General features: G+C 68.4%; 8 protein-coding genes. 1 reads left to right on the top strand and 7 read right to left on the bottom strand.

The features are described 5' to 3' along the window. Nucleotides 1–8 precede the first annotated feature (8 nt). Nucleotides 9–746, bottom strand: a complete 738-nt coding sequence (locus EDD41_RS12845; protein WP_123576183.1) for a LemA family protein — start codon at nt 744–746, stop codon at nt 9–11. A gap of 118 nt (nt 747–864) precedes the next feature. On the opposite strand from EDD41_RS12845, the gene pyrE reads away from it, so the two are divergent. Further along, nucleotides 865–1,404 (top strand): orotate phosphoribosyltransferase, encoded by a 540-nt coding sequence (pyrE, locus tag EDD41_RS12840; protein WP_123576182.1) that lies wholly within the window; start codon nt 865–867, stop codon nt 1,402–1,404. Nucleotides 1,405–1,541: 137 nt separating this feature from the next. On the opposite strand, the gene EDD41_RS12835 is transcribed toward pyrE, so the two are convergent. From EDD41_RS12835 to clpB, 6 genes are all read right to left on the bottom strand, one after another. Beyond that, nucleotides 1,542–2,195, bottom strand: coding sequence for a class E sortase (locus EDD41_RS12835; RefSeq protein ID WP_123576181.1), 654 nt, complete (start codon nt 2,193–2,195; stop codon nt 1,542–1,544). Next, complete coding sequence (locus tag EDD41_RS12830; RefSeq protein WP_123576180.1) at nt 2,195–2,635, bottom strand: hypothetical protein; 441 nt, start codon at nt 2,633–2,635, stop codon at nt 2,195–2,197. The genes EDD41_RS12835 and EDD41_RS12830 overlap by 1 nt, the downstream gene beginning before the upstream one ends. Continuing rightward, nucleotides 2,632–22,191 carry a DUF7507 domain-containing protein gene (locus tag EDD41_RS12825; RefSeq protein WP_123576179.1) on the bottom strand — a complete coding sequence of 6,520 codons (19,560 nt, stop codon included), beginning with the start codon at nt 22,189–22,191 and terminating at the stop codon, nt 2,632–2,634. Before EDD41_RS12825 ends, EDD41_RS12830 begins: the two co-directional genes overlap by 4 nt. A 101-nt stretch (nt 22,192–22,292) precedes the next feature. After that, the gene (locus EDD41_RS12820) at nt 22,293–23,096 is read right to left on the bottom strand and encodes a spermidine synthase (RefSeq protein WP_123576178.1); all 804 of its coding nucleotides are present in this window, start codon (nt 23,094–23,096) and stop codon (nt 22,293–22,295) included. A 40-nt stretch (nt 23,097–23,136) separates the two neighbouring features. Next, a complete protein-coding gene (locus tag EDD41_RS12815) occupies nt 23,137–23,547 on the bottom strand; it encodes a hypothetical protein (RefSeq protein WP_148060563.1) in 411 nt (136 codons plus the stop codon). Between the two features lie 70 nt (nt 23,548–23,617). Beyond that, a complete protein-coding gene (gene clpB, locus EDD41_RS12810) occupies nt 23,618–26,200 on the bottom strand; it encodes an ATP-dependent chaperone ClpB (RefSeq protein WP_123576176.1) in 2,583 nt (860 codons plus the stop codon). Nucleotides 26,201–26,363: the final 163 nt, after the last annotated feature.

The following is a 26,363-nucleotide window of genomic DNA, read 5'->3' as shown; positions in this document are numbered from 1 at the left end:
GCGAGGGGTCACTGACCGTCGCGCGGCCGCGGCTGGGCCTGCTGCTCGGGCTGCCAGGCCTGCTGAGCCTGGGGAGCCTGTGGGTTGGGCAGCTCATTGCTGGTGGCCGAGGCGGCCTGGTTGACGCCCGGGGCATGCTGCTGCGGGGCGTCGCCGCGGTAGCTGATCTCCCCGAAGTTCACGTCGGGCGCCTGGCGCACGGCGGCGTCGTTCACCTCGAAGTAGGTGGCCTTCTCGAAGTGGAACATGTTGGCCACGATGTTGCTGGGCACCGACTCCACCTTGGTGTTGTAGGCGCGCACGTTGGCGTTGTAGAAGCGACGACCGGCGGCGATCCGGTCCTCGGTCTCGGCCAGCTGGCGCTGCAGCTCGAGGAAGTTCTGGTTGCTGCGCAGCTCTGGGTAGGCCTCGACGCTGACCATCATGTTGCGCACCGCACCGGACAGCTGGGCCTCGACATTGGCCCGCTCCGGATCGGCCTCCGCGGCGCCGCCCTGGGACAGGGCCATCGCCTGGCTGCGGAGCTTGGTGATCTCCTCCAGGGTGTTGCGCTCGTGTCCGGCATAGGCGCGCACCGTCTCGACGAGGTTGGGCAGCAACTCATAACGCCGGTTCAGCTCCACGTCGACCTGGCGCCAGGACTCCTGGATCACATTGCGCTGGCGGACGAAGCCGTTGTAGGGCGCGATGAACAGGATGCCCGCAAGCACCAACAGGCCCAGCAGGATGAACAGGATGGTCCACATGGGTCACTCCGAGTCTCGAGAACTGATGTGGCAACACTAACGGGTGGGCAGGGGCGCGCGGCCGGATTGGCCTACGCCGAGCGCGTACGGGCACCCACCGCGCCACTACTGTGAAGTCATGACCGATCGCGAAGAGCTCATCGAGCACGTCAAGAACCTGGCCGTCGTGCACGGCAAGGTCACCCTGGCCAGCGGCAAGGAGGCCGACTACTACGTGGACATGCGCCGCGTGACGCTGGACGGCGCCGCCGCTCCCGTCGTCGGCCGCGTCATGCGCGACCTCGTCGCCGACTGGGACTTCGAGGCCGTCGGAGGCCTCACACTGGGCGCCGACCCGATCGCCGTCGCCATGCTGCACACCGCCGCGCACGACGGTGGCCGCCTCGACGCCTTCGTGGTGCGCAAGGCCGAGAAGGCCCACGGCATGCAGCGCCGGATCGAGGGCACCGAGGTCTCGGGACGCAAGGTGCTCGTGGTCGAGGACACCTCCACCACCGGTGGCTCCGCGCTGACCGCCGTCGAGGCGTTGCGCGAGGCGGGTGCCGAGGTGGTGGGCGTCGCCTGCATCGTCGACCGCAACACCGGCGCCAAGGAGACCATCGAGACCGCGGGGCTGCAGTACCGCTACGCGCTGGGTCTGGAGGACCTGGGGCTCTGAGCCCGACGCGCACTCCCCCAGCGCGAAGACGCTCGGGTTCGTGCGATCCGCGTGTGTTGCAACAGGAGCGGATCGCACAAACCCGAGCGGCCCCTCGACAAGCTCGGGGAGTGTGCTGGGAGTTCGGGGACCGGCCGCTACTTCTTTTCCGTCTTCACCAGGTGGGCGAAGGCGACGGAACGGTCCGGTGAGTGGAAGAGGTCTTGGCAGGTGGTGAGGGTCAGAATCGCCCTGGAGGGCTTGGCCGTCGGCTTGCCGGGCACCGGGTCCAGCACCCAGCCGCCATCGACGTCGGCGACCGTCAGCTGCGAGGCACCGCTGTCCAGCTCATAGGTGAAGATGGCCTCCCGGGTCTCCACGACCACCTCCGCGCCCTTGTCCAGCTCCAGAAGGTGACGGAAGGGCTCGCCCCGGGTGATCCGGTGGCCGGCGACGGCGAAGTTGCCCACCTCGCCCGGTGCCGCAGTGCCCTCGTACCAGCCGATCCCCTTGCTGAGGGTGTCGGCGTCGGTGCCCGCAAGCACTGGCCGCTCTCCCCCGAGCTGAGGAATCCGCATCAGGGCAATGGCCTGGCCAGGCACCTGCTTGCCGTCGGCAACCTTTCCCGGCTGTCCGTCCCTGGCCCACGAGTCACGCAGCTCGTCGACCTGCCGGGTGGCCGCCTGCCGGGAGGTGATGTTGGTGCCGAAGAACTGCCATCCGGCCCAACCGAGCACGCCCAGACCCACCAGGAGCAGGATGCCCCCGATGATCGTCGAGGCGCGCGGCCCCCGGCGCGACGACCGTGCCACTACTTGACCTCCCCGGCGAGCACCTTGAGCACGCACCGGTCGGACTTCTCGACGACCTTGGCCTTGGCGCTCAGCTCGATCTTCTTGCCCGGCGCGGCGTCGAGCTGCTTGGCCAGGGCGGATCCGCGGGGCGTGCCCGAGTCATTTTTCAACCAGATCACCATGATCGAGTAGTCACGCTTGGCCTTGGCGGAGTTGGTGAGCTCCAGCTTGGCCGTCTGCTCCCCCTTCTCAAGCCCGCAGGAGACGAGCTTGACGTCACCGACGGCGCCGGCCGGGGTCTTGGCGAAGGTGGGCTCCTTGGGCAGCGGCGGCGCCGAGACCTGGGGGACGGCGGAGGCGGAGTCGGCAGCCTTCTCGTCGGAACTGCACCCCGCCATCCACAGGCTCAGGGCCGCGCAGGCGGCAAGCGTGATGGCGGTGCGGGGGAAGGTGGTCACGAGTTCTCCTTGTTCTTGCGTGCAATAAGCATGATGCCCGACAGGGTGAGCAACAAGCCAGCGATCGGCAACCACGGCGGCACGGGCGAACCGGTGCTCGCGATCGGTTGCGGTGCAGGGGTGGTCGGGCTCGGGGCCGGAGCCGACGGGCTCGGGGCCGGAACCGACGGGCTCGGTGCCGGAACCGACGGGCTCGGTGCCGGAACCGACGGCGTCGGCGTCGGGGTGGGCTCCGGCTCGTCCACCCGGGTGGTGACGATCGCCGTGGCCGGCGGGACATCCGGGGTCGACGGGCTGTGCAGCGTCGCCGTGTTGACCAGGCTCCCCGCTGCCGCCTCCTCCGGACTGACCACGTGGGTTCCGGTGCAGACCCGCGCGGCACCGGCCAGCAGGGGCTGGTCCTGGGCCGAGGTGCAGGTCAGCGAGTCGCCCAGCATCGGGTCGGTGACCACGGCATCGGTCAGGGGCAGGTCACCGGTATTGGTCAGCGTGATGGTCCAGGTGATGGTCTCGCCCACGGTGCCCACACCGTCGCCGCTGGCGTCGCTGGCGGTCTTCACCAGCGTCGCACCGGGCTGGCCCTTGGCGGGCACCACGACGGTGGGAGACCAGATCGTGCCGGTCAGCTCGCTGCTGGCCTGTGCCCGGTTGACCACCTGCCCGGCCTGGATGTCCGCGCGGGTCACCTCGTGGACGCCAGTGCAGGTCCGGGTCTGGCCGGGTGCCAGCGGCTCGTCCTGGCCCGGCGTGCAGGTCAGGTCGGGCAGCATCGCGTCGGTGACGGTCAGGCCGGGCACCGCCACGTCACCATTGTTGGTGACCGCCAGCGTGTAGGTGATCTTCTCGCCCAGCGAACCCACCCCGTCGCCATTGGTGTCGTCCAGGTTGGGCGACTTGGTCAGAGTGATGCTGACGCTGGGGCTGGTCTCGAGGACTGCCTCACCGGTGACCGGTTCCGGCAGCTGCGGGGAGGCCAGGGTGGCCACATTGCGCACCTGTCGCGCCTTGGCCTCCTGCTCGGTGATCACGTGGCTCCCGGTGCAGGTGCGCACCGCATCAGGGGCCAGCGGCTCGGTCAGGGCCGGGGCGCAGGTGAGCGAGGGGAGCATCGGGTCCGTGATGGTGGCACCGCGCAGGCTCACGTCACCGGTATTGGTCATGGTGATCGTGTAGTTGACGGTCTCGCCGACGCTGCCGACGACGTCCCCGTTGCCGTCCACCAGGACGGCGGTCTTGGCCAGGGTGGCGGCCGGGCTCGGGGTGACCGGGGTCACGACGGAGACCGGATCGGTCGGGATCTCGGTGCCCAAGGGGTCACTGGCCTTGATGTGGGCGCCATTGGTGACGGTGCCGATCTCGGCGTCCTGCCGCCAGACCGTGTAGCTGGCGTGGCAGACATTGCTCGCGCCCGGTGCCAGCACGGCGGGCAGCGGGGTCTCACAGACCGGCGTGGACAGCCCCGGCATCGGGTCGGACAGGGCGCTGACGGTGGCGGTGGCGGTGCCGTCATTGGTCATCGTGAAGGTGTAGGTCAGCACCTCGCCGGGCTCGACGACGGTCTTGTCCGCGGTCTTGGTGAAGCCGACGGTGTGCGTGGGCTCCACGGGGACCGTGACTGTGTCCTTGTCATCGGCGGGGCCACCCGGGGTGCCGCCGCTGGCGACGACGGTGTTGGACAGGCTGCCGCGGTCGATGTCGGCCTGGGTGACGGCGTAGTCCGCGGTGCAGGTGGCCAGCTGCCCGGGAGCCAGGCTGGTGCCGGGCAGGGACAGCACGCCGTCGACGAGGGTGGCCTCGACATTCTGCCCGTCCACGGTGCAGGCCGGGTTGCCCAGTCCCTCCATCGTGTCGGCCAGGCGCAGGTCTGTCGCGGTGACGGTACCGGTGTTGGTGAGCGAGAAGGTCCAGGTGACCCGGTCCCCGGCCGCAGTGACCTTGCTGGCCGAGGCCGCCTTCTCCACGTCCAGGCCGAGCGTGCGAGTGCCCAGCAGGCGACGGTCGGCACGCAGCGGTTCCAGTGCCGTGCCGCCCTGGGTGGCATTGAGGGTGGCGACGTTGTACAGCTCGCCGCGGTCGATGTCTGCCTGCGTGACGGTGTAGTCGGCGGCGCAGGTGCGCTTCTCCCCGGGTGCGAGGCTCAGCGGCGCCTGGGCGTCCGGCATGGGACGGCTGGTGCCGGCCGCGTCGGTGCAGGTGATCGCCCCGAGCCCGGCAAGCTCGTCGGACAGCACGACATCGGACAGCGTCTGGTTTCCGGTGTTGGCCAGCTCGAAGGTATAGGTGAGCTGCTGCCCGGCGGCGGTGAGTTCGGTGGCGTCGACGGTCTTGGTCAGGCCCATCTTCACGTCCGCGGGCACCGTGACGATGGTCTCGTCGTCGGTGACCGGGTCCAGCGCCGTGCCGGCCGGGTCATTGCCCTTCAGGGTGGCGGTGTTGAGCAGCGAACCGGCGTCCAGGTCCGCCTGGGTGACGGAGTACCAGGCCCGGCAGAGGACCCGCTCGCCCGGGGGCAGTTCGGCGGGCATCTGCGGGTAGCAGTCCATCGTGCCCAGTCCGGGCAGCGGGTCGCTGATGGTGACGCCGCGCAGCGTCACGTTGCCGCTGTTGGTGCCGATGAAGGTGTACAGCACCCGTTCGCCAGCATTGGTGACCAGCGTGTGGTCGGCCGTCTTGGTCAGGCCGAAGGCCGGCTGCTGGACGACGCCCACGGTGGTCGAGCCCTCCGCCGGGGTGACGGCCTGGCCCCACGGGTCCAGGCCCGCGACCGTGGCGGTGTTGGGGATGCTGCCACGGTCCAGGTCGATCTGGGCGGCGGTGAAGGTGGCCTTGCAGGTCATCGACTGCTGGGGTGCCAGCACGGTGCTGGGGCACTGGATCGGGGTCATGCCCTGGCCGGTCTTCGGGTCGGAGACCACCACGTCGTGGATGGTCACGTTGCCGGTGTTCTTCGCGACGAAGGTGTAGGTGATCACGTCGGCCCGGGTGGTGACCTCGGTGAGGTCCGCGGCCTTGGTGAGGCTGAGTGCCGGCGTGCCGACGCTCGTCACCTTCGCCGTGTCGGTGCTGCTGATGTCATCGGCAGGATCATCGGGATTGCCGACGACATTCTCCGCCGTGGTGGTGGCGGAGTTGGCAACCAGTCCGCGGTCCAGGTCCGCCTGTATGACGGCCCGGGTGGCGGTGCAGGTCTGCTTCTGGCCGGGATCCAGCGCCGAACCCTGCAGCGGGGTGCAGGTCAGTGCGGACAGGCCGTCGATCTGGTCGTCCACCCGGACATTCTCCAGCGTCGTGTTGCCGGTGTTGGTGGTGGTGAAGGTGTAGGTCACCTGCTGGCCGAGGGTGTCGAAGGTGGCGGGGCTGGCCGCCTTGTCCAGCACCAGCTCGGGCTGGCGCTGGGCCGGGACCGTGGCACTGCCCGTGGCCGGATCCACCGATTCCCCGGTGGGGGTCTTGGCCGTGGCCGTGGCGACGTTGACCACCTGACCGGCATTGATCTCTGCCTGGGTGACCACGTGTTGCACGGTGCAGGTCATGCTGGTGCCGGGGGCCAGGACGACCGGGGCCTTGAGGTCACAGCCGGTGGTGGTGGCGGAGTTGTCGGTCATCTCCACGTCGTGGGCGCTGACGGTTCCGGTATTGGTGACCACGACGCTGAAGTCGACGGTCTCCCCCGCCCGGGTGACCTCGGAGCTACGGGCCTGCTTGGTGACCGCGAGTTCCGGAGCACCGACGACGGGCAGCCGCACCGTGTCGGCGGAGGGCTCCACCGGGTTGCCGTGCCGGTCACGCGCGGTGATCTGCGCGGTGTTGACCAGCTCGCCACGGTCCATGTCCGCCTGGGTCACCACATAGTTGGCGCGGCAGTGGGTGACGCCGCCCGGCTCCAGTTCGTAGCCGTCACAGGTGATGCCGGACAGTCCCGGGAGGGCGTCGGTGATCTGGCCACCGGAGACCGTCAGCTGACCGGTGTTGGTGATGTCGACGAAGTAGTCCACTCGCTGACCGGCGGCAGTGATCTGGTCCAGCGAGGCCGTCTTGTCCAAACGCAGGGAGGCGGTGTGGGCGCTCCTGGTGATGGCGCTGGCCACCTCGGTCGGGTAGGGCTGGCCCGTCACCTCCTTGGCGTTCAGGGTGGCGGTATTGGTCACGAAGCCACGGTCGACATCGGACTGCTTGACGGTGTAGGTGGCCTTGCAGGTGGCGCCCATGCCGGGCTGCATGGGGACGTCGTAGTTCTGCGGGACGACGATGTCGGTACCGTCCAGGACGCAGGTCATGGCGGAGATGTCGGCCATGGTGTCGACCGCGTTGACGTAGCGGGCCCCCATGTTGCCGACATTCTGCACGTGGAAGGTGTACTCGAGCGTGTCCCCGGCCACCCAGTTCTCCGGACCGCTGACCTGCTTGGTGAAGTCCAGCTCCGGGTTGTACAGCGCGGGCACGTGGACCGCGCCCTCCCCCGCGACGGCGGCACCCGACGGATCGGTGCCGCTCACGGTGGCCACATTGGTCATTCCGGAGGCTTCTAGGTCCGCGTGGACCACCGTGTAGCTGCCGGTGCAGGTCATGGTCTGCTGCGGCTGCAGGCTGCTGCCCAGGGCCGGCGAACAGTCAAGTGCGGCATCGAGCGGGAGCGAGTCGGCCACCTGGACGTTCGCGACGGTGACATTGCCGGTATTGGTGGCGGTGATGGTGAAGGGCACCACCTCGCCCACCCTCTGCACCAGGGTGGTGGAGGTCGTCTTCTCCACCCGCAGGCCGGGGTCGCTGTTCGCGAGCACCGTGGTGCTGGCGGGCGGCGAGGTCACCGGATCGCCCTGCGGTGTCGTGGCGCCGGCGGTGGCGCTGTTGACCACGGCACCGAAATCGATGTCGGGCTGGGTGACAGCATGGTTCGCCTGGCAGGTGACGGCCTCACCCGGGGCAAGGTCCACGGGAAGAGTCACGGCACTGCCGTCGGCGCGCACGCACTGCAGCGCCCCAAGACCTGGCAACTTGTCGGTGATGGTGGCCTGCCGCGCGGTGGCATTACCACCATTGCGCAGGGTCATGGTGTAGACCAGCGGGTCGCCCGCCGCCCTCACGGTGGTGTGGTCCACGGTCTTGGTCAGGTCCAGACGCGGCGCGGCGTCGGCGGTCACGGTCGCATCAGCGGTGAGTTCGGTGTGGTCGTACGCTTCGGACCCGGAGACGTATCCGTCCAGGGTTGCGATGTTGTCGATCCGGCCGTGGTCCAGGTCCCCCTGGGTCACCGTGTAGGTGGCGGTACAGGTGAACGTGGCGCCGGGGCGCAGGTCGTCGGGGGCCCCGAAGTCACAGCTGGGCGTCGAGAGGCCGGGCAGGCTCTCGTCGACGATGTCGGCGGCGAAGAGGGTCTTGGTCCCGGTGTTGCGGGCGACCATGGTGTAGGTCACCTGCTCCCCGACGCGGGTGACGGTCTCGGCCGAGGCGGTCTTGGCAAACTCGACGTCGAAGGTGCCCTCCACGGTGGGGATGGAGACCTCGTCGCTGGTGGCCTCGACGGGGTTGCCGTTGGGATCGGTGCCCACGACGCCGGCGCGGTTGTCCAGCTCGCCGAAGTCGATGGCGTCCTGGCCGGTGATCCGGACGGCCTTGCAGGTCATCGTCTCCTGCGGAGCGAGGCTCGAACCCTGGGCCGGCAGGCAGGACAGGGTGGTGCCCGGGTAGAGGAATTCGTCCTCGCTCACCTTGACGTCAGCGACGGTCGTGTTGCCAGAGTTGGTGACCACGATCCGGAACTCACCGGGGTCTCCGAGCGCCAGGGGTCCGGCGGACACGGGGGTCTTGGCAATCTCCAGCGAGGAGCTCTGGGGCGCCGGGACCTCATCGGAGTCGGTGCCCGGCGTGACGGGGTCCCCGCCCACCGGGTCGGTGCCGGTGACGGTGGCGTTGTTGCTGATCCGGCCCCGGTCCAGGTCCGCCTGGGTGGCGGTGTAGCGGCCGGTGCAGGCGGTGCTGGCGCCCACCGCGAGGGTGGTGGCCTGGCAGGTGATGGGCGCGGAGCCCAGCAGCGGATCCTCGACGGCCACATCGGTGACCTCGATGTTGCCGGTATTGGTGACGGTGAAGGTGTAGGTCACCGGGTCACCGGCCGCGGTGACGGCGGCCACGTCGTGGCTCTTGTTCAACGAGAGCGACGGATTGTGGATCGGGATCACCGTGGCGGTGCTCGGCGAGCTGATCGTGCCCCCCGCTCCCGGGACGGTGCCGGTGACGGTGGCGGTGTTCTCGATGGTGGCCAGGTTCATCTCGTCCGCGGTGACCTGACGCGTGGCCGTGCAGTGCATCTCCTCCTGGGGGGCCAGCCTGCCACCCAGGGGCTCGTCGCAGTCGAAGGCTGACAGGCCTGGCATCGGGTCCTCCAGCATGATGGCGTCAAGACTCGTGGTGCCGATGTTGGTGATCATGAAGGCATAGGAGACGGTGTCGCCGGCGGCGGCGACACGGGCCGGGGAGGCCGTCTTGACCAGCTTGATGGCCGGTTCCTGGACGGCGTCGACGACGACGGGATTGGAGTCCTCGGCCAGGGTGGTGCCCGTTCGGGTGATCGCGGTGACCTCTGCCACGTTGAGGATGCTGCCGGCGTCGAGGTCCGCCTGGGTGACGGTGTGCGTCCCGGTGCACTTCTTCGTGCCACCCGGTTCGACGCTGGCTCCCGACACCCCGCCCTGGACCGTGCCCGCGGCGGAGGTGATCGAGCACACGTAGCTGCCCGCATCCACCTTCGGGTCCCCGACGTAGACACTCTCCAGCGTCACATTGCCGGTATTGGTCATCACCATCGTGTAGGTGACCACGTCACCGTCTGCATGCACCTCTTCGACGTCCGCAGACTTCGTGAGCGTCATCGACGGGCGCTGCACCGCGGTGAGCACCGCATTGTCCTGCGCGCTGACGGTGGTGCTGCGGTCGGGATCGCTGGCGGTGACGGTGGCGGTGTTCGTGATCCGGCCCAGGTCCACCGCCAGCTGCAGGGAGTCGCGGGTGGCGGTGCAGGTGATCCGGCCGCCGGGTGCGAGCGTCGCACCCGCAAGGGGCGTGTCGCACACGATCGTGCTCAGCCGTGGCAGCGGGTCAGCCAGCGTCAGGTCCGTCAGCGCGACATTGCCGGTATTGGTGATGACGAGGGTGTAGGTGGCCGTCTGGCCCGGGCCGTCGAAGGTCCCGGGGCTGACGCTCTTGTCCAGCGTCACGGCGGGCTCCTGCTGCACGCCGACGTGGGAATCGGCGCTGCCCTCGGCCGGGGTGTCGTTCGCGTCATGGGCGGTGACGTCGACGTGGTTCTCGACGCCGACCGGCGGGGTGGCGGTCTCGTCGGCGGCATTGATCTGGTCCTGCGTGACCACCGAGGTGGCGGTACAGGTCAGTTCCTTGCCCGGTGCCAGGCTGTACGGCGAGGTGGAGTCGCAGGTGAAGGCGGACAGTCCGGCCAGCGAGTCGGCCAGGGTGATGTCCTCCAACGTGGCGTTGCCGGTGTTCTTGACGATGACGGTCCAGGTGATGGCTTCGCCGACGACGCTGACGCTCGCGGGACTGCCGACCTTGGAGACCGTCAGGGCGGGGGCCAGGTCCGCGGTGGACACGGCCGGGCCAGAGGGAGCCGTGACCGTCTGTCCGTTCGGGTCCGTGCCGGAGGCGGTCGCGATGTTGGAGATCTGCGTGGCGTCCAGGTCCGCCTGGGTGACCTTGTGCGTGACGGTGCAGTGCATCGTCTCGCCACTGACCAGGCTGGAGCCCAGCGCCGGGGAGCAGGTCACCTGTTCGGTGGGGATGCTCTCGGCCAGCTGGACATTCTTGACGGTGGTGTTGCCGGTATTGGTCACACCAATGAAGTAGGTGAGTACCTGGTCGACGGCCGAGTAGTTCGCCTGGTCCACGGTCTTGGTGGTGGTCAGGCCGGGCTGCTGCGTGGCGGTGACGGTTGCCTGGTCCGTGACGGGTGTCAGGCCGTCGGCGACCACCTTGGCGGTATTGGTGACGGACCCCGCGTCGATGTCGGCCTGGGTGGCAGAGCGGGTGGCGGTGCAGGTCTCCACCTCACCGGGAGCCAGGGAGACCGGGCCGGAACCGGCGCGGGTGCTCCCGTCTGGCGCCGTGATGGTGCACTGCAAGGGCAGGCTGAGGCCCGGCAGCGGGTCTGAGAGGAAGACATTGGACAGGGTCACGTTGCCGGTGTTGGTGGCGGCCATGGTGTAGGTGACGGTCTGTCCCACCGCGGTCACCGTGCCGGGGTCGACGCTCTTGTCCAGCGTCATGGCTGGCTTCTTCACGGCCGTTGCCTGCACGCTGTCCTGGGCACGGACCGGGGTTCCGGCGGTGTCGGTGGCCGTGGCTGTGGCCGTATTGGGCACCCGGCCGTAGTCGAGGTCCTGCTGGGTGACGGTGTAACTGCCGGTGCAGGTGGCAACCTTGCCGGGAGCCAGCTGGTAGTCACAGGTGACGGTGCCGTCGGGGCGGGTGCGGGTGAGCAGCGGGTCGCTCATCTGCCCGGCGATCACCGAGACATTGCCGGTATTGGTGACGGTGATGGTGTAGTCCAGCACATCGCCGACCGCGGAGAAGTTCTGCGGGGTGACGGACTTGTCGACGACGATCTCCGGGGCCAGATTGATGACCACCTTCGAGGAGTCCTCGTCGGTCACGTCGGTGCCGGCGACGTCGGTGGCCGTCGCCATGGCGGTGTTCTCCAGTCCCTTGCCCTCGGCCGGGCGTGCGGCGTCGATGTCGTCCTGGGTGAGGGTGTAGCTGGCGGTGCACTGCACGGTCCTGCCGGCTGGCACCGTGGTCTGCGGACAGCTGACGGACAGCGTGGCCCCTCCGCCCAGGTTGGTGAACTGGTCGCTCACCTGCAGGTCACTGAGCGCCACATTGCCGGTATTGGTGACGTCGAAGGTGTAGGTGATCTCCGTGCCCTTGGTGCCCGCCGAAGAGGGGTTGACATTCTTCACCACGTTTATGGCCGGCGACAGCTTGGCAACCGAGACGGCCTCATTGCTGGGCTGGGTCAGGCCGCCCAGGCTGGTGCTGCCGGTCGCCGTGGCCACATTGACCACCCGCTGGGCGTCCAGATCGGCCTGGCTGACGGTCTTGCTGACGTGGCAGGTCATGGTCTCGCCGCTGGCCAGGGTGCCTCCCAGCGCCGGCGAGCAGCTGAGCGCGCCCATGCCGTCGGTCAGGGACTCGGTGAGCTGCACATCGTCGACGCTCAGGTTGCCGGTGTTCTCCACGACGATGTTGTAGTCCAGCACCTGGCCGACGCTGGCAAATTCGGTCAGGTCGACGGTCTTGATGACCCGGAGTCCCGGCTTGGGCACTGCTGGCACCGTCACCCCGGACGTGGCGGTCGGTCCGGGCGCACCATCGGCCAGCACGGTGCTGACGGAGGCGGTGTTGATGATGGCACCGGCGTCCAGGTCGGCCTGGCTGACGGTCAGGATCCCGGTGCAGGTGCGGGTCTCACCCGGCGCCAGGTTGGTGACCTCCGGGGTGCAGCTGATCGAGGTCAGGCGACCGGGCAGCCCCTCGGTCAGGTTCCAGCCGTAGACGGTGGTGTTGCCGACATTCTTCTCGGTGAAGGTGTAGACGACACTCTCGCCCACCACATTGATCTCGGTCTTGTCGGCGGTCTTGGTGAACTCGATCTTCGCGACGGGGGCGGTCCTCACCGTGGCCGTGGCATTGGCGATGGCCGGCTGACCGTCGGCATCGACGCCCTGGACGCTGGCCTTGTTCGTGATGGAGCCACCGTCCAGCTGCCCCTGGCTGACGGTCAACGTCCCCGTGCAGGTCATCGCCTCCAGCGGCTCCAGGGCGGTCTTCGGGCAACTCGGGACGCTCAGGCCGGGCAGCGGGTCGGTCAGCGTCACGCCGGTGAGTGCGACATTGCCGGTATTGGTGACGACGAAGGAGTAGTTGACCAGGTCACCGGCGGCATCCACCGAGGCATCGGCCGGGGTGGCGGTCTTGGTCAACGACAGTTCGGGAGCGTGGTTGGCGCTGACCTTGGCTGTGGCCTCCGAGGACAGCTGCTGGGTGACGCCGCCATTGATCGTCTCGCCGGTGGCGGTGGCGGTATTGGTGAAGCCACGGTCGTCGATGTCGTCCTGGGTGACGGTGTAGGTGGCCGTGCAGGTCATCTGCGACGGATTGTCGGCATCGGGAGAACCGTCCAGCGTGGTGGCCGGGCAGCTGACGGTGCCCCCGGCATTGGTGATCATCGGATCAGCCACGGTCAGGTCGGTGATCTGGCCGGTGCCCAGGTTGGTGACGACGAAGGAATAGGTGACTTGGTCACCCACCCGGGCCACGGTGCGGGGTTCGGCGGACTTCTCCAGCATCATCCCGGTCTGGCCGAAGTAGATGACGGTGAGCACGGAGGCGGCACTGGCGTCGTGCTGCACGCCCTGGTTGTTCGTGCCATGGCCCACGGCCTCATTGGTGATGGAACCGGCGTCGATGTCTGCCTGGGTGACGGTGTAGGCGCCGGAGCAGGTCATCGTCGCGCCGGGCTGCAGTGTGGAGCCCATCGCGGGGGTGCACTGGAAGGTGGCCTCGGCCAGCTTCTTGTCCGTGATGGTGACGTTGTTCAGGGCGACATTGCCGGTATTGGTGGCGTCGATCGTGTAGTTGATCACCTGCCCGACGCGGGAATAGCGCTGTGCATCGGCGCTCTTGGTCATCTTGAAGTCGGGAGCCGGGTTCAGGTAGACCGTCGTCGGGCCAGCCGGGGCGCCGTCGGAGGGGCTGGAGTACAGGGTGGGCAGTTTGCTGCCGTCGGGCGTGACGGCGTTGACGTAACCCTGGTTGGGCCAGTCGATTCCCTCGGTGGCCGTGTTCGGGTCGGGGACCTCGAAGTCAGCCTGCCCGAAGGTCTTGGAGCCGTGGCAGACCTTCTGCTGGCCGGGGAGCAGGTCGATCGCACCGGGGGCGTCAACGGCGCGGGAGCCGTCGGCATTGAGCACATAGCAGTCGAACAGTCGGCTGGTGGCCGGATCGGCCACCCGCGGGTCCGACATGAAGACATTGCGCAGCGTCACATTGCCGGTATTGGTGACAACCAGCGTGTACGTGACGGTGTCACCGATCACGGAGACCTGGTCATGGTCTGCCGTCTTCACGAAGGTCCATGACGGGTCGGCCTGACTGGTGACCGTCGCCTTGCCGCTGGCCGGCGGCACCGGGGCACCAGTGGCGGTGGTGCCGGTGGCGGTGGCCGTGTTGGTGAAGGTCCCGGCATCCACCTGGGCCTGGGTGACGGTCCAGGTGCGGGTGCAGGTGGTGGAGGCGCCGGGGGCCAGGCTGGTGGCCGGGCACGTGATGGCCTGCGGGGTGAACATGGGGTCTGTCAGCGCCAGGTCATTGACCGTGACATTGCCGCTGTTGGTGACCACGAAGGTGTAGGTGACCTGGTCCCCCACCGTCGAGACGGTGGTCGGCGAGGCAGTCTTGGTCACGTCCAGCTTCGGGCTCTGCGTGGTGCGCAGCACCGCGCTGCCGGTCTTGGTGACAGTGGTTCCGGTGACGTCGGTTCCGGTGGCCGTGGCGGTGTTGTTCACCTGCCCGGCATCCATCTGTGCGGGCGTGACCCTCATGGTGGCGGTGCAGGTGGTGGTGGCGCCGGGGGCGAGCGTGTTCACCGGGCAGCTCACGGCGGACAGGCCCTGCAGCGGGTCCGCGACCCCCACGTCGTGCAGCGTCACATTGCCGACATTGCCGACGACGAAGCTGTAGGTGACAACGTCTCCCGCCTTGGCGACGGGGTTGGGCGCGGCGCTCTTGGTCAGGGAGATGGCCGGGGCGAGGTCTGCGGTGACGGTCGCGGTGCCGTCCTGGCTGAGGTCCTGACCGCCACCGCGTGCCGTGCCCGTCGCGGTGTTCACGATGCGCTGGGCGTCGAGGTCGGCCTGGGTGACCTTGTAGCTGCCGGAGCAGGTCATCGAGGTCTTGGGCTGCAGGGTGGAGCCGAGCGCAGGGGTGCAGCTCAGCTCGGCGGCGGGGATGCGCGGGTCACTGACCTGGGCATTGGTGATCTCGACATTGCCGGTATTGGCCAACAGGAATGTGTAGCCGATCGACTGGCCGACCCGGGAGTAGGTCTGGGTGTCGGCCGACTTGGTGAAGGTCATGGCCGGCGCCTGTTCCGCGGTGACGACGGCGTCGTCAGTCAGCGTGGGCATGGGGGTGCCATCGGGGCGCGTGGCATTGACATTGGCCGTGTTGGTGAAGGACCCGGCGTTCAGGTCCGCCTGGGTGGCGCTGATGGTGGCCAGGCACTCCTTGTACTCCCCGGGGGCCAGGGACACGGCACCATTGCCGTCACGCAGCCGGGTGCCGTCGCCGGAGTGGATGCTGCAGGACAGCGAGGCGACGCGGGTGGCGATGGTCGGGTCCTTGATCAGGACACCGCCGGAGGTGACATTGCCGGTATTGGTGGCGCGCAGGGTGTAGGTGATCTCGTCACCCACCTGCGAATAGGTCAGCGGGCTGGCGGTCTTGGTGAAGCTGCCCTGCGAATCCTGGGTGGCGGGCACCGTGACGGTGTCGGTGGCCGGCGGCACGGTGGCACTGGTCGCCGTGGTTCCGGTCACCGAGGCCTTGTTGGTGATGCCGCCGTTGTCCAGGTCGGACTGCGTGGTGGTGTAGCTCGCGGTACAGGTGGTGCTGGCACCGGGGGTCAGGCTCGTCTGGGCGCAGACCGGCGCGGACAGGCCCTTCATCGGGTCCGTGACGGTCAAGGCGTTGACGGTGACATTGCCGCTGTTGGTGACGGTGAAGGTGTAGTCGATCCGCTGGCCCACCTGGTCCACCGCGGTGAGACTCGCTGCCTTGTCCAGCGTCAGTTCGGGCCTCTGCGGGACAGTGACATTGGCCTTCGCGGTGGCATTGACCGCAGTCCCCGCGGGGTCAGTACCGGCCACCGAGGCGCTGTTCGGGATGCTGCCGCGGTCGACGTCTGCCTGGGTGGCGGTGTAGTTGGCCGTGCATGTGGCCTTCGCGCCCGGCGCCAGGGTGGTGGTGTCACAGCTGATGGCGGACAGGCCCGCGAGGTCGGTGTCCGTGACGGTGACATCGCGCAGCGTCGAGTTGCCGGTGTTGGTGGCGACGAAGGTGTAGGTGATCCGCTGCCCGGCGGCCGTGATGGTGGGCGGCGACGGGGTCTTGTTCAGGTCCAGCTTCGAGTCGAGCGTGGCCGTGATCGTGACCTGGCCGGTGCGGCTCAGGGTGCTGCCGTCGGGCGCGGTGGCGGTGGCTGTCGCGGTGTTGGCGATGCTCATCCGGTCGAGGTCAGCCTGGGTGGTGGTGTAGGTGGCGGTGCAGTTCATCGTCGCGCGCGGGGCCAGCGTCGATCCCTGTGCCGGGGTGCAGGTCAGCGCCGACAGCCCCGTGTGCGGATCCGCGACGCGGACATTGGTGACGTCCACATTGCCGGAGTTGGTGACGGCGAAGGAGTAGGTGACCACGCGGCCGGCGGCCGAGTAGGTGGCCACGTTCGCCTTCTTGAGGAAGTCGAGGGCGGGCTTCTGCTCGGACGGGATCACCAGGGAGTCCGTGGCGGTGATGTTGTCCGCCGGGTTGGCATTGTCTCCGCCGGGCGCCTCCAGGAAGGCCTTGCCGGTATTGGTGACGGCACCGGCATTGAGGTCCGCCTGCGTCACCGAATAGGTCGCCACACAGGTGGCGCTGGCCCCCGGTGCCAGGCTCGTCGTGCCCCCACAGTTGATGCCGGACAGTCCGTGGTGCGGATCGGTGACGGCCAGCGAGGCCAGGGTGACATTGCCGGTATTGGTGACCAGGTAGCTGTACTGCACGGTCTGGCCGACGGCCGAGGCCAGCGTCGTCGTCGAGCTCTTGTCGATGGTGACCTTCGGCGAACGCGTCGCGTCGACGGTCGCGGTGCCCTGGGCCGGGGTGATGGGCTGCCCATTGGGCGCGATAGCCGTGGCAGTGGCGATGTTGACCGCCTTGCCACTGTCCAGGTCCGCCTGGGTGGTGGCGCGGGTGGCGGTACAGGTCATCGTCGCCCGGGGCGCGAGGGTGCCGCCCTGGGCCGGGCTGCAGGAGACCAGCGCGGCATCGATCAGGGAGTCGTCCACCCGGACATTCGTGGCGTCCACATTGCCGGAGTTGGTGACCACGATGGTGTAGGTCACCGGATCACCGACGGCCGTGACCGTGGTGGGACTGGCGGTCTTGGTGACGGCCAGCTTCGGGCTCTGGTTCATGGTGACGGTGGCGCTGGCGCTGGGCGAGATGACAGTGGCTCCGGCGGGGTCCTTCGCACTGGCCGTCGCGGTGTTGTCGATCCGCCCCGAGGCCAGGTTCAGGTCCGCCTGGGTCGTGGCGCGAGTCGCGGTGCAGGTGGTGGTGGCTCCCGGGGCCAGCGTCGTGACCGGGCAGTTCACCGCGGACAGGCCGGGCAGCGGATCGCTGATCGACAGGGAGGTGGCGGTCACATTGCCGGTGTTGGTGACCTGGAAGGAGTAGGTGACCACCTGGCCGACGGTGCCGACGCGGGTGGGTGCAGCGCTCTTCTGCAGGGAGAGGGCCGGGCTGCGGGTGACTTCGACGACTGCGGTCGCCGTGGTGGACAGGGCCGTGTTGGTGGGGCCGACGGCAGTGCCGCGGGCCGTGTTGAGGATGGAACCGGCGTCCACGTCGGCCTGCGTGCTGGTGTAGGTGCCGGAGCAGGTCATCGTCGCCCCGGGTGCCAGCTTGGAGCCCAGCGCGGGCGTGCAGCTGGTGAAGGAAGCGAACTTCGGGTCGCTGATCTGCGCATTGGTCACCGAGACATTGCCGCTGTTGGTCAGCACGATGGTGTAGTCGATCGGGCGCCCGGCGGAGTTGATGGTGGTGGGGTTCGGCGTCTTGGCCAGCGTGATGGCCGGAGTCTGGGTGGCGGCGGCGACGAAGTCGTCGCTGACCTCGGCGGTGGTGCCGGTGGCGCTGGTGCCGCGGGCCGTGGCCGTGTTGGGCAGGGTACCGCGGTCCAGGTCCGCCTGGGTGGTGGTGCGGGTTGCTGTGCAGGTGACCTTCTGCCCGGGCTGCAGGGTGGCGGGGACCGTCGGAGAGCAGACCAGCTGCGCGGACGGGAACATTGAGTCCGTCACCTGCACCTGGTTCATCGTGACATTGCCGCTGTTGGTGGCGGTGATGGTGTAGGCGATGGTGTCACCGACGGCCGCATAGCTGGCGGTGGAGCCGGTCTTGTCGATGGCCAGGGCTGGCGTCCGGCTGCTGGTCACCACGGCGCTGGCGGTATTGCTGGTGTCCACACCCGTGGGCGAGGCGAGCGTCGCGGTGGCCGTGTTGTTGATGGCCCCCGAGTTCACGTCGGTCTGGGTGGCGGTGTAGCTGCCGGTGCAGGCCGTACTGGCCCCGGGCTGCAGGGTGGCACCCGCGGCAGTGGGGGTGCAGGTCAAGGTGGTGATCTTCGGGTCGGAGACACGCAGGTTGCTCAGCGCGACATTGCCGTCATTGGTCACGACGATGGAGTAGGTGATCCGCTGCCCGGCCGCGGTGACCTCCAGCGGGTTGGCGCTCTTGGCGACGGTGAAGCTGGGGTTCTGGGTGGCGGTCACCTTGGCCGCCGAGGTGCTGGTGACCGCGGCACCGGCCGGCGGGGTACCGGTGGCGGTGGCGGTGTTGTTGACCGCGCCGGCATTCAGGTCCGCCTGGGTGGTGCTGCGGGTGGCCGTGCAGGTGGTGGTGGCGCCGGGAGCCAGGGAACCGCCCAGCGCGGTCGGGGTGCAGGTGATGGCCGACAGGCCGGTCAGCTTGTCCGTCAGCGCCAGGCTGCGCAGCGTCACATTGCCGGTGTTCTGCACGGCGAAGGTGTAGGTGACCTGCTGTCCGAAGGCATTGACGGTGGCGGGGCTGGCACTCTTGGTGAGCTTGATCGCGGGGGCGGGCGTGGCGGTGACGGTGGCTGTGGCGGGGACGCTGAGGTTCTGGCCGTGCGAGTCGGTGGCCGTGGCGATGGCCGTGTTGAGGATGCGTCCGGCATCCACGTCGGCCTGGGTCGAGGTGTAGCTGGCGGTGCAGACCATCTTCGCGCCCGGCGCCAGGCTGCTGCCCGCGGCCGGGGTGCAGGTGCCCATCGCGAGCCCGGCCATCGGGTCGGCGATGCGCACATTGTTCATCGTGGTGTTGCCGGTGTTGGTGGCGGTGAAGGTGTAGGTGACGGCCTGCCCCGCGGCGGTGATGGCGTCACGGCTGGGGACCTTCGCCAGCGTGAGGCCAGCGCTCGGTGCCGGGGCGACGGTCCACGTCGCGCTACCGCTCAGGGCGGCACCCGAGGGCGGGTTGGCGGTGGCGGAGACCGTGTTGACGATCGCCCCGCCGTCGATGTCTGCCTGGGTGACGGTCAGCGATCCGGTGCAGGTGACCTTCTCCCCCGGTTGCAGCACGGCCGGCTGGGCCGGGGTGCAGGTGCGGTTGGCCAGGCGCGTCATCGGGTCGGTCATCTGGACGCCGCTGAGCACCACATTGCCGGTGTTCGTGGTGGTGAAGGTGTAGCTGACCACCTCGCCGACGGTGGAGAAGATGGTCTTGTCCGCGGCCTTGGTGACCTCCATCGTCTTGCGCTGGGTGGCGACGACGGTGGCGCTCGCCGAATCATTGACCTTGGTGCCGGTGGGTCCGGTGGCGGTCACGGTGGCGGTGTTCACCACGGAGCCCGCGTTGAGGTCCGCCTGCGTCGTGCTGCGGGAGGCGGTACAGGTCAGCACGGCCTTCGGCGCCAGCGTCGTGGGCAGGGTCACCGCGGCATCGGCGGCAGTGCGGCAGGTCAGCGCGGACAGGCCCGCCAGCGGGTCCGCCGGGGTGACACCGGTCAGCGTGGTGTTGCCGCTGTTGGTGATGGTGAAGGTGTAGTTGACCACGGTCCCGACGGCCGAGACGGTGGTGGGGCTGGCGGTCTTGGCGATGGTGACCGCCGGTTGGGCCACCGGGGTGAGGGTCAGGGTGGCGGTGCCCGCGGTGGTGGAGTTGTCCGGGGCGGTGCCGGTGGCCGTGGCGGTGTTCTTCAGGGTTCCGGCGTCGACATTGGCCTGGGTGACGGTGTACGGCTTCGACGCGGTACAGGTCGCGGTGGCACCCACGGCCAGTGCGGTGGGCGTGCAGGTGATGCTCGCCCCCGCCAGCAACGGGTCGCCGACGGTGATTCCGGTCAGCTGGCTCGAGCCGGTGTTGGTGACGGTGAAGGTGTAGTTGACCTGGTCACCCATGTCCAGGATCGAGTTGGCGTTGACGTCGGTGCTGGTGGCCTTCTTGGTGACCTCCAGGGCCTTGTTGTTCACGTCGACCTCCGCGGTGTCGGTGACCTTGAGGCCCGACGGCGGGGTTCCGGTGGCGGTGACGTGGTTGGTCAGGGTGGCGCCCGCGGCCTGGGTGAAGGGGGTGACGGTGCAGGTGACCGTCTTGCTGGCCCCGGGGGCCAGGGGCCCGACATTGGCCTGGTCACAGGAGGGGAAGTCCGGATCCTTGAGGGCGACGGTGTCCAGCGTCGCGGTGCCGGTGTTCTTCACGACGAAGGTGAAGGTGGCCTTCTCCCCCACTCCGACGATCGCCTTGTCCACGGTCTTGGTGACGTCGACGGCGCTGACCAGCACGGTGCCCTCGGCTGTGGCCGTCATCGGGACGGTCAGTTTCGCGCCCTGGGTGGCCTTGCCGGTACCCGTCGCGCTGATCGTGTTCGTGGTGGTGTCGTTGACGGTGGCGGTGCACTCATAGGTGAGGGTCTTGCCGGCCTCGACCAGCGGAACCGTCTTGGTGCACGAGGGCGTGGACGGGTCACTGACGGTGATGTCGTGGATGTCGGCGCCACCGGTGTTCTCGACCTTGATCACCCAGATGACGTCGGTGCCCTTGGGCACGTCGGGGGTCTTGGGAGTCTTGCTCAGCTTCCAGCTGGCAACCTGGACGCCGGCCGTGTCGCTCTTGTCCACGAGGACCGCGCCGTCGAGTGTCTTCGCGCTGACGGTGGCGGAGTTGGTGAAGGAGCTGGAGGTTGGGCTTCCCGAACACGAATAGGTGACCGAGCCACCGCCCGGGATCTGGCCATTGGTGTAGCCGGAGGCGGACAGGATGGTGAGCATCTGGCTGGTGGTCCGGGCACAGCCGGGAGCCTGGGCATCGCTGACGCTGAGGTTCTGCAGTGGCGCGGAGCCCGAGTTGTAGATCGTCATGCGGAAGTTCGGCGTGGCACCGGGCGCGATGGCCTGGTCCTCCTCACCATTGCTGGCGGTCTTGAGCAGGGTGATGTCGGCCAGTGGAACGGAGACGGTGACGTTCTGCAGCAGGTAGGAGTCCATGTTGGTGCCCAGCTTGAGGGTAAACGAGGTGTCACCCGTGACCAGGCCGGGGAGGTTCACCGAGCGCGCATCGACGCTGCCGTTGTAGAAGTTGGTGCTCGTCTTGCTCAGGCCGTCGGTGGTCTTGAAGGGCACGGCGCCGTCGGCATAGGAAACGAACATGTTGTTCGTCGCGCCGCCGGCCTGCGGGTTCGCCAGGGCGTACTCGGCCGTCGTCGGGTCCGAGTAGCGGGCGTAGTCCTGGTTGATGGACATGTCGCCCTCGTAGCTGACGAAGCCGGCGCGGGCACCGGTGCCCTGGACGGCGAAGCCGCTGAGCGGCACCGAGGTCACGTCACCCAAGGACTCGCGCACCATGCCGTCGTAGGAGTAGATCTGGCGCATCACGGAGTTGGCATTGCCGGGCACGTACTCGCCGTAGTCGTAGACGACCTGGATGGACCAGCCGCCCATGCAGTTGTTGCCCGTGGGGGCCCAGACGTTACCGACGGTGATGGTCTGGGCGCTGCCCGTGGGGATGTTCGCGAAGACGGAGGTCACGTCACTCCACGCCGAGTAGTACTCGGCGCTCTCGTCCACCAGACCGACGTCATTCTTGTAGTTCGAGACGCCAACCGTGGTGGTGACACCGTTCACCACGAGTTTCGGGGTGGTGGTCGCCGGGCTGCCGGTGGGCAGCGTCGCGGACGTCGTGGGCCCGGTGTAGTTGCCGTAGTAGTCGGTGCCGACATTGGGACTGCAGGATCGCTGCGTGGTCGGGGCGCCGTAGACGGGGTAGGTGTACTGGCCGTCGGACCAGGTGCGCTGGGGAACGGAGGTGCCCATGCTCCCGGCCCACAGCAGGCGGGCTCTGACCACCTTGGCTCCGGTGGGAACGGTGATGGCGGCCTGTGAGGAGTTGAGCATTCCGGTCTGGGCGCCTGTGTAGACCATCTTGTTGTTGTCATTGGCAATGGTGCTCGAGCCACTCAGCAGACTCTGGCAGTTGGTCCCGGAGCAGGTCAGGACACCGTTGCCGGCCAGGATGTAGTCACCGTGCACCTGCTGGTTGACCGTATTGGTCAGTGGGGTGATGGTCAGGGCATCGACGGGCGCGACAACGGCCACCGAGGCCGCCAGCACCAAGGCCAGCAGCAGATACAGACGACGCCGCAAGGGGCTGACGACCACGATGACGCTCCGATACTCCCCCGAGCACAGGTGCACGAGGCGCCGAGTCTGCACCTCGTCATAGAGATATCGTGTCAGGCATTCAGTTTCACGGCAAGCGAACAGCTCACTTACCCCATCAACACAGCCATTGGACTGCGCGGCTCACTCGCAGATCACTCGAAGAAGGTGCGGCCCGCCGGAGGGCCGGGAGAGTCCTCGCCCACGCCGTGGAAGGGCTGGGCACCCCCCACCAGACGGTCGAGGTGCTCCGAATGGACCAGCCGATAGGGAAAGACGGCCCCGGAGGCGGTGCGCTCCAAGCGCTGGAGGGGCAGCGGCACATTGCTGGCCGCGATCACGACATTGCCGAAGCGGCGGCCCTTGAGGGTGGAGCTCTCAGCACCCAGCATCCGATGCCCGAAGTAGGTCTCGAGCCCCGCCAGCACGCGTCGGGTCCAACCGAAGGGGTGTGTGTCGGTGACATTCGCCAGCAGCAGGCCGTCGGAGTGCAGGACTCGTCGGCACTGGGCGAAGAAGTCGACGCTGGCCAGTTCTCCCGGAACCCGCGCGCCGGCGAAGGCGTCGACGACGATCACGTCGGCGAAGTCGTCGCGCATGGCCGCGATGCCCGCGGCACCGTCCACGGGACGCACCTTGATCCCGCTGTTGCGGGGCAGCGGAATCTTCGCCCGAACCTCCTGCGTCAGCTCCGCATCCGGCTCGAGCACGATCTGCGGGCTGGTGGGACGAGTGTGTGCCACATAGCGGGCCAGAGTCATGGCCGCACCACCGACGTGGATGATGCGCAGCCGCTCCCCAGCCGGGGCGTGGTGGTCGATCTGGTCGGCGAGCCGTTGGACGTAGTCGAACTCCAGCCGCGTCGGATCGTCCGGGTCCACCCATGACTGGTCGGCACCGCCGACGCGCACCACCCAGGCGCCGGGGGTGTGTGGGTCTGGAACGACGCGCTCTGCCATGGGGCAGGAGTCTAGATCCAGACGAACCGAACGGCTCGGGTCAGGACATCAGGCAGATGGCCGTGTGCGCCTTGCCGTCGACGGCCTGCGCCACCAAGGTGTCCTTGATGTAGTAGTACGTGTGCACGGTGCCCATGATCTCGAACTTCTCCGTCCGTGCGCCCGGGTAGATGGTGGCGAGTTCGGACTCGTCCACGATGCACGGCGGGGGCGTGGGCCTGCTGGGCGTGGGCGATGGGGAGCTGGAGGCCGGCGGTGTGACCTCGGAGGCCTCCTGGCTGGCAGCCGTGCTCGCGGAGGCACTTGCCGTCGCCGCCGGGGCAGGGGCCGCGGGAACCGCGCCCTCGGCACTGGCCAGCGAGGTGATGGCGAAGCCGCCGCCCACGACGCCGAGCGCCAGGGCTCCGGCCAGGAGTTGGCGCATGCGCGACGAGCGGGCGTTGTTATGCATGACGTCATGGTATCCCTGAAGGGGCGGCGAGACACAAGCCCCACCGCCCCTTCAGGTCACCCGTCGGACCTCAGACGATGCGCAGACCGTCGCCGCTCTCGTCGACGTCGAAGGTGACCTCGTCGCCGTCGGCGATCTGACCGGCCAGCAGCTTGCGCGCCATCTGGTCCTCGACGGTGGTCTGCACCAGGCGGCGCAGCGGCCGGGCGCCGTAGACCGGGTCAAAACCGGCCCTGGCCAGCCATTCCTTGCCCTCGTCGGTGACGTTGATCTTGATCCGGCGCTCCGCGAGCCGATTGTTGATCTTGGACAGGTTGGTCTCGACGATGTGCGTCAGGTCCTCCTGGGTCAGCGGATCGAACATCACGATCTCGTCCAACCGGTTCAGGAATTCCGGACGGAAGGCACCGCGCACCACGCCCATCACGGCATCGCGCTTGGCATCCTTGGCCAGGTTCTGGTCGGCCAGGAACTGGCTACCCAGGTTGCTGGTCAGGATCAGGATGGTGTTGCGGAAGTCGACCGTTCGCCCCTGGCCATCGGTCAGGCGCCCGTCGTCGAGCACCTGCAGCAGGATGTTGAACAGGTCCGGGTGCGCCTTCTCCACCTCGTCCAGCAGGACGACGGAGTAGGGGCGCCGACGCACGGCCTCGGTGAGCTGGCCGCCCTCCTCGTAGCCGACATAGCCCGGAGGGGCACCCACCAGGCGGCTGACCGAGTGCTTCTCCGAGTACTCGGACATGTCGATGCGCACCATGGCGGTCTCGTCGTCGAAGAGGAAGTCGGCCAGGGACTTGGCGAGCTCCGTCTTGCCGACACCCGTCGGGCCGAGGAAGAGGAAGCTGCCGGTGGGCCGGTTCGGGTCGCTGATCCCCGCACGGCTGCGCCGCACGGCGTCGGCGACGGCCGTGACGGCCTGCTTCTGGCCGATCAGCCGCTGGCCGATGTGGTCCTCCATGTGCAGGAGCTTCTCGCTCTCGCCCTGCAGCATCTTGCCGACGGGGATACCGGTCCAGGCGCTGACCACCTCGGCGATGTCCGCGCTGGCCACCTCCTCGGAGACCATCGAGGTGCGTTGCTGCTCGGCCTCTGCCGCGCTGGCCTCCTCGAGTTCCTTCTCCAGGGCGGGGATCCGGCCGTACTGGATCTCGGCCGCCTTGGCGAGGTCACCCTCGCGCTGGAAGCGTTCGGCCTCGCCGCGCAACTTGTCGATCTCCGTCTTGAGGTCGCCCACCCGGTTCAGCCCGGCCTTCTCGGACTCCCAGCGGGCCTCGAGGGCACGCAGCTCCTCCTCGGCGTCGGCCAGCTCCTGGTTGAGCCGCTCCAGCCGAGCCTTCGAGGCCGCGTCGGTCTCCTTCTCGACGGCGAACTGCTCCATCTTCATCCGGTCGACCTGGCGGCGCAGCACGTCGATCTCCTCCGGAGAGGAGTCGATCTCCATCCGCAGCCGGCTGGCGGCCTCGTCGATCAGGTCGATGGCCTTGTCCGGCAGCTGACGGTTGGTGATGTAGCGGTTGGACAGGCTGGCGGCGGCCACCAGGGCGCTGTCGGTGATCCGGACCTTGTGGTGCGCCTCGTAGCGTTCGCGCAGGCCGCGCAGGATCGCGATGGTGTCCTCCACCGTCGGCTCACCGACGTAGACCTGCTGGAAGCGACGCTCCAGGGCGGGGTCCTTCTCGATGTGCTCGCGGTACTCGTCGAGCGTGGTGGCGCCGATCATGCGGAGCTCACCGCGGGCCAGCATGGGCTTGAGCATGTTGCCCGCATCCATGGCACCCTCGCCGCCGGCACCGGCGCCGACGACGGTGTGCAGCTCGTCAATGAAGGTGATGATCTGACCCTCGGACTCCTGGATCTCCTTCAGCACGGCCTTCAGCCGCTCCTCGAACTCGCCGCGGTACTTCGCGCCCGCAACCATGGAACTCAGGTCCAGGCTGACGACGCGGCGACCCTTCAGGGAGTCGGGCACGTCGCCGGCCACCACGCGCTGGGCCAGGCCCTCGACGACGGCGGTCTTGCCGACGCCGGGCTCACCGATCAGCACCGGATTGTTCTTGGTGCGGCGGGCCAGCACCTGCACCACGCGACGGATCTCCTGGTCCCGGCCGATCACCGGATCCAGCTTGCCGTCGCGCGCGCGCTCGGTCAGGTCGACGGAGTACTTGCCCAGGGCCGACTCGCCGCCCTCGGCCTCGGGGGAGGTGACACGACGGTCGCCGCGGCTGTCATTGAAGGCCTTGGTGAGCTTGTCGACGGTGGCGCCGGCGTCCATCAGGATCTTGCTGGCATCACTGGTGACGGCGGTCAGGGCGAGCAGCAGGTGCTCGGTGGAGACATAGGAGTCCCCCAGTTCGTCGGCGCGCAGCTCGGCGTCGGCGAGCACGCGCGCCAGGGCGCCGGAGAGCTGGGGCTGGCTGACGGAATTGCCCTGCGCGCTGGGCAGCTTCTTGATGGCCGCCTGTGCCGCGGTGCTGATCGTGGTGGGGTCGACGTCGATGGAGGTCAGCAGCGGCGCGACGGTGTTGTCCGGCACCAGCAGCAGGGCGTGGAGGAGGTGCACCGGCTCGGCATTCGGATTGCCGTTGGCCAGGGCATTGCGGAGTGCAGCCGAGAGTGCGTCCCGGCTCCTGGTGGTGAGCTTCTCGGTGTCCATGGTTCCTTCTGGGTTGAGTGGCCGTGGCTCAAGTATGAACCGGATCCATCGGTGGATCAAGCAAACTTGAGTACACCAGACTCAACCTTGTTTCCGGGGCTTCTATTCCCGCCCAGCTCCCCGCATGCCGCGGCCCTCGGCCACCCATCCGCTCTGGTTCCCC

The organism is Luteococcus japonicus, from assembly GCF_003752415.1.
Classification (GTDB): Bacteria; Actinomycetota; Actinomycetes; order Propionibacteriales; family Propionibacteriaceae; genus Luteococcus; species Luteococcus japonicus.
Note: the sequence above shows the minus strand (reverse complement) of the source record. Positions and strands in the feature narration are given on the sequence as shown.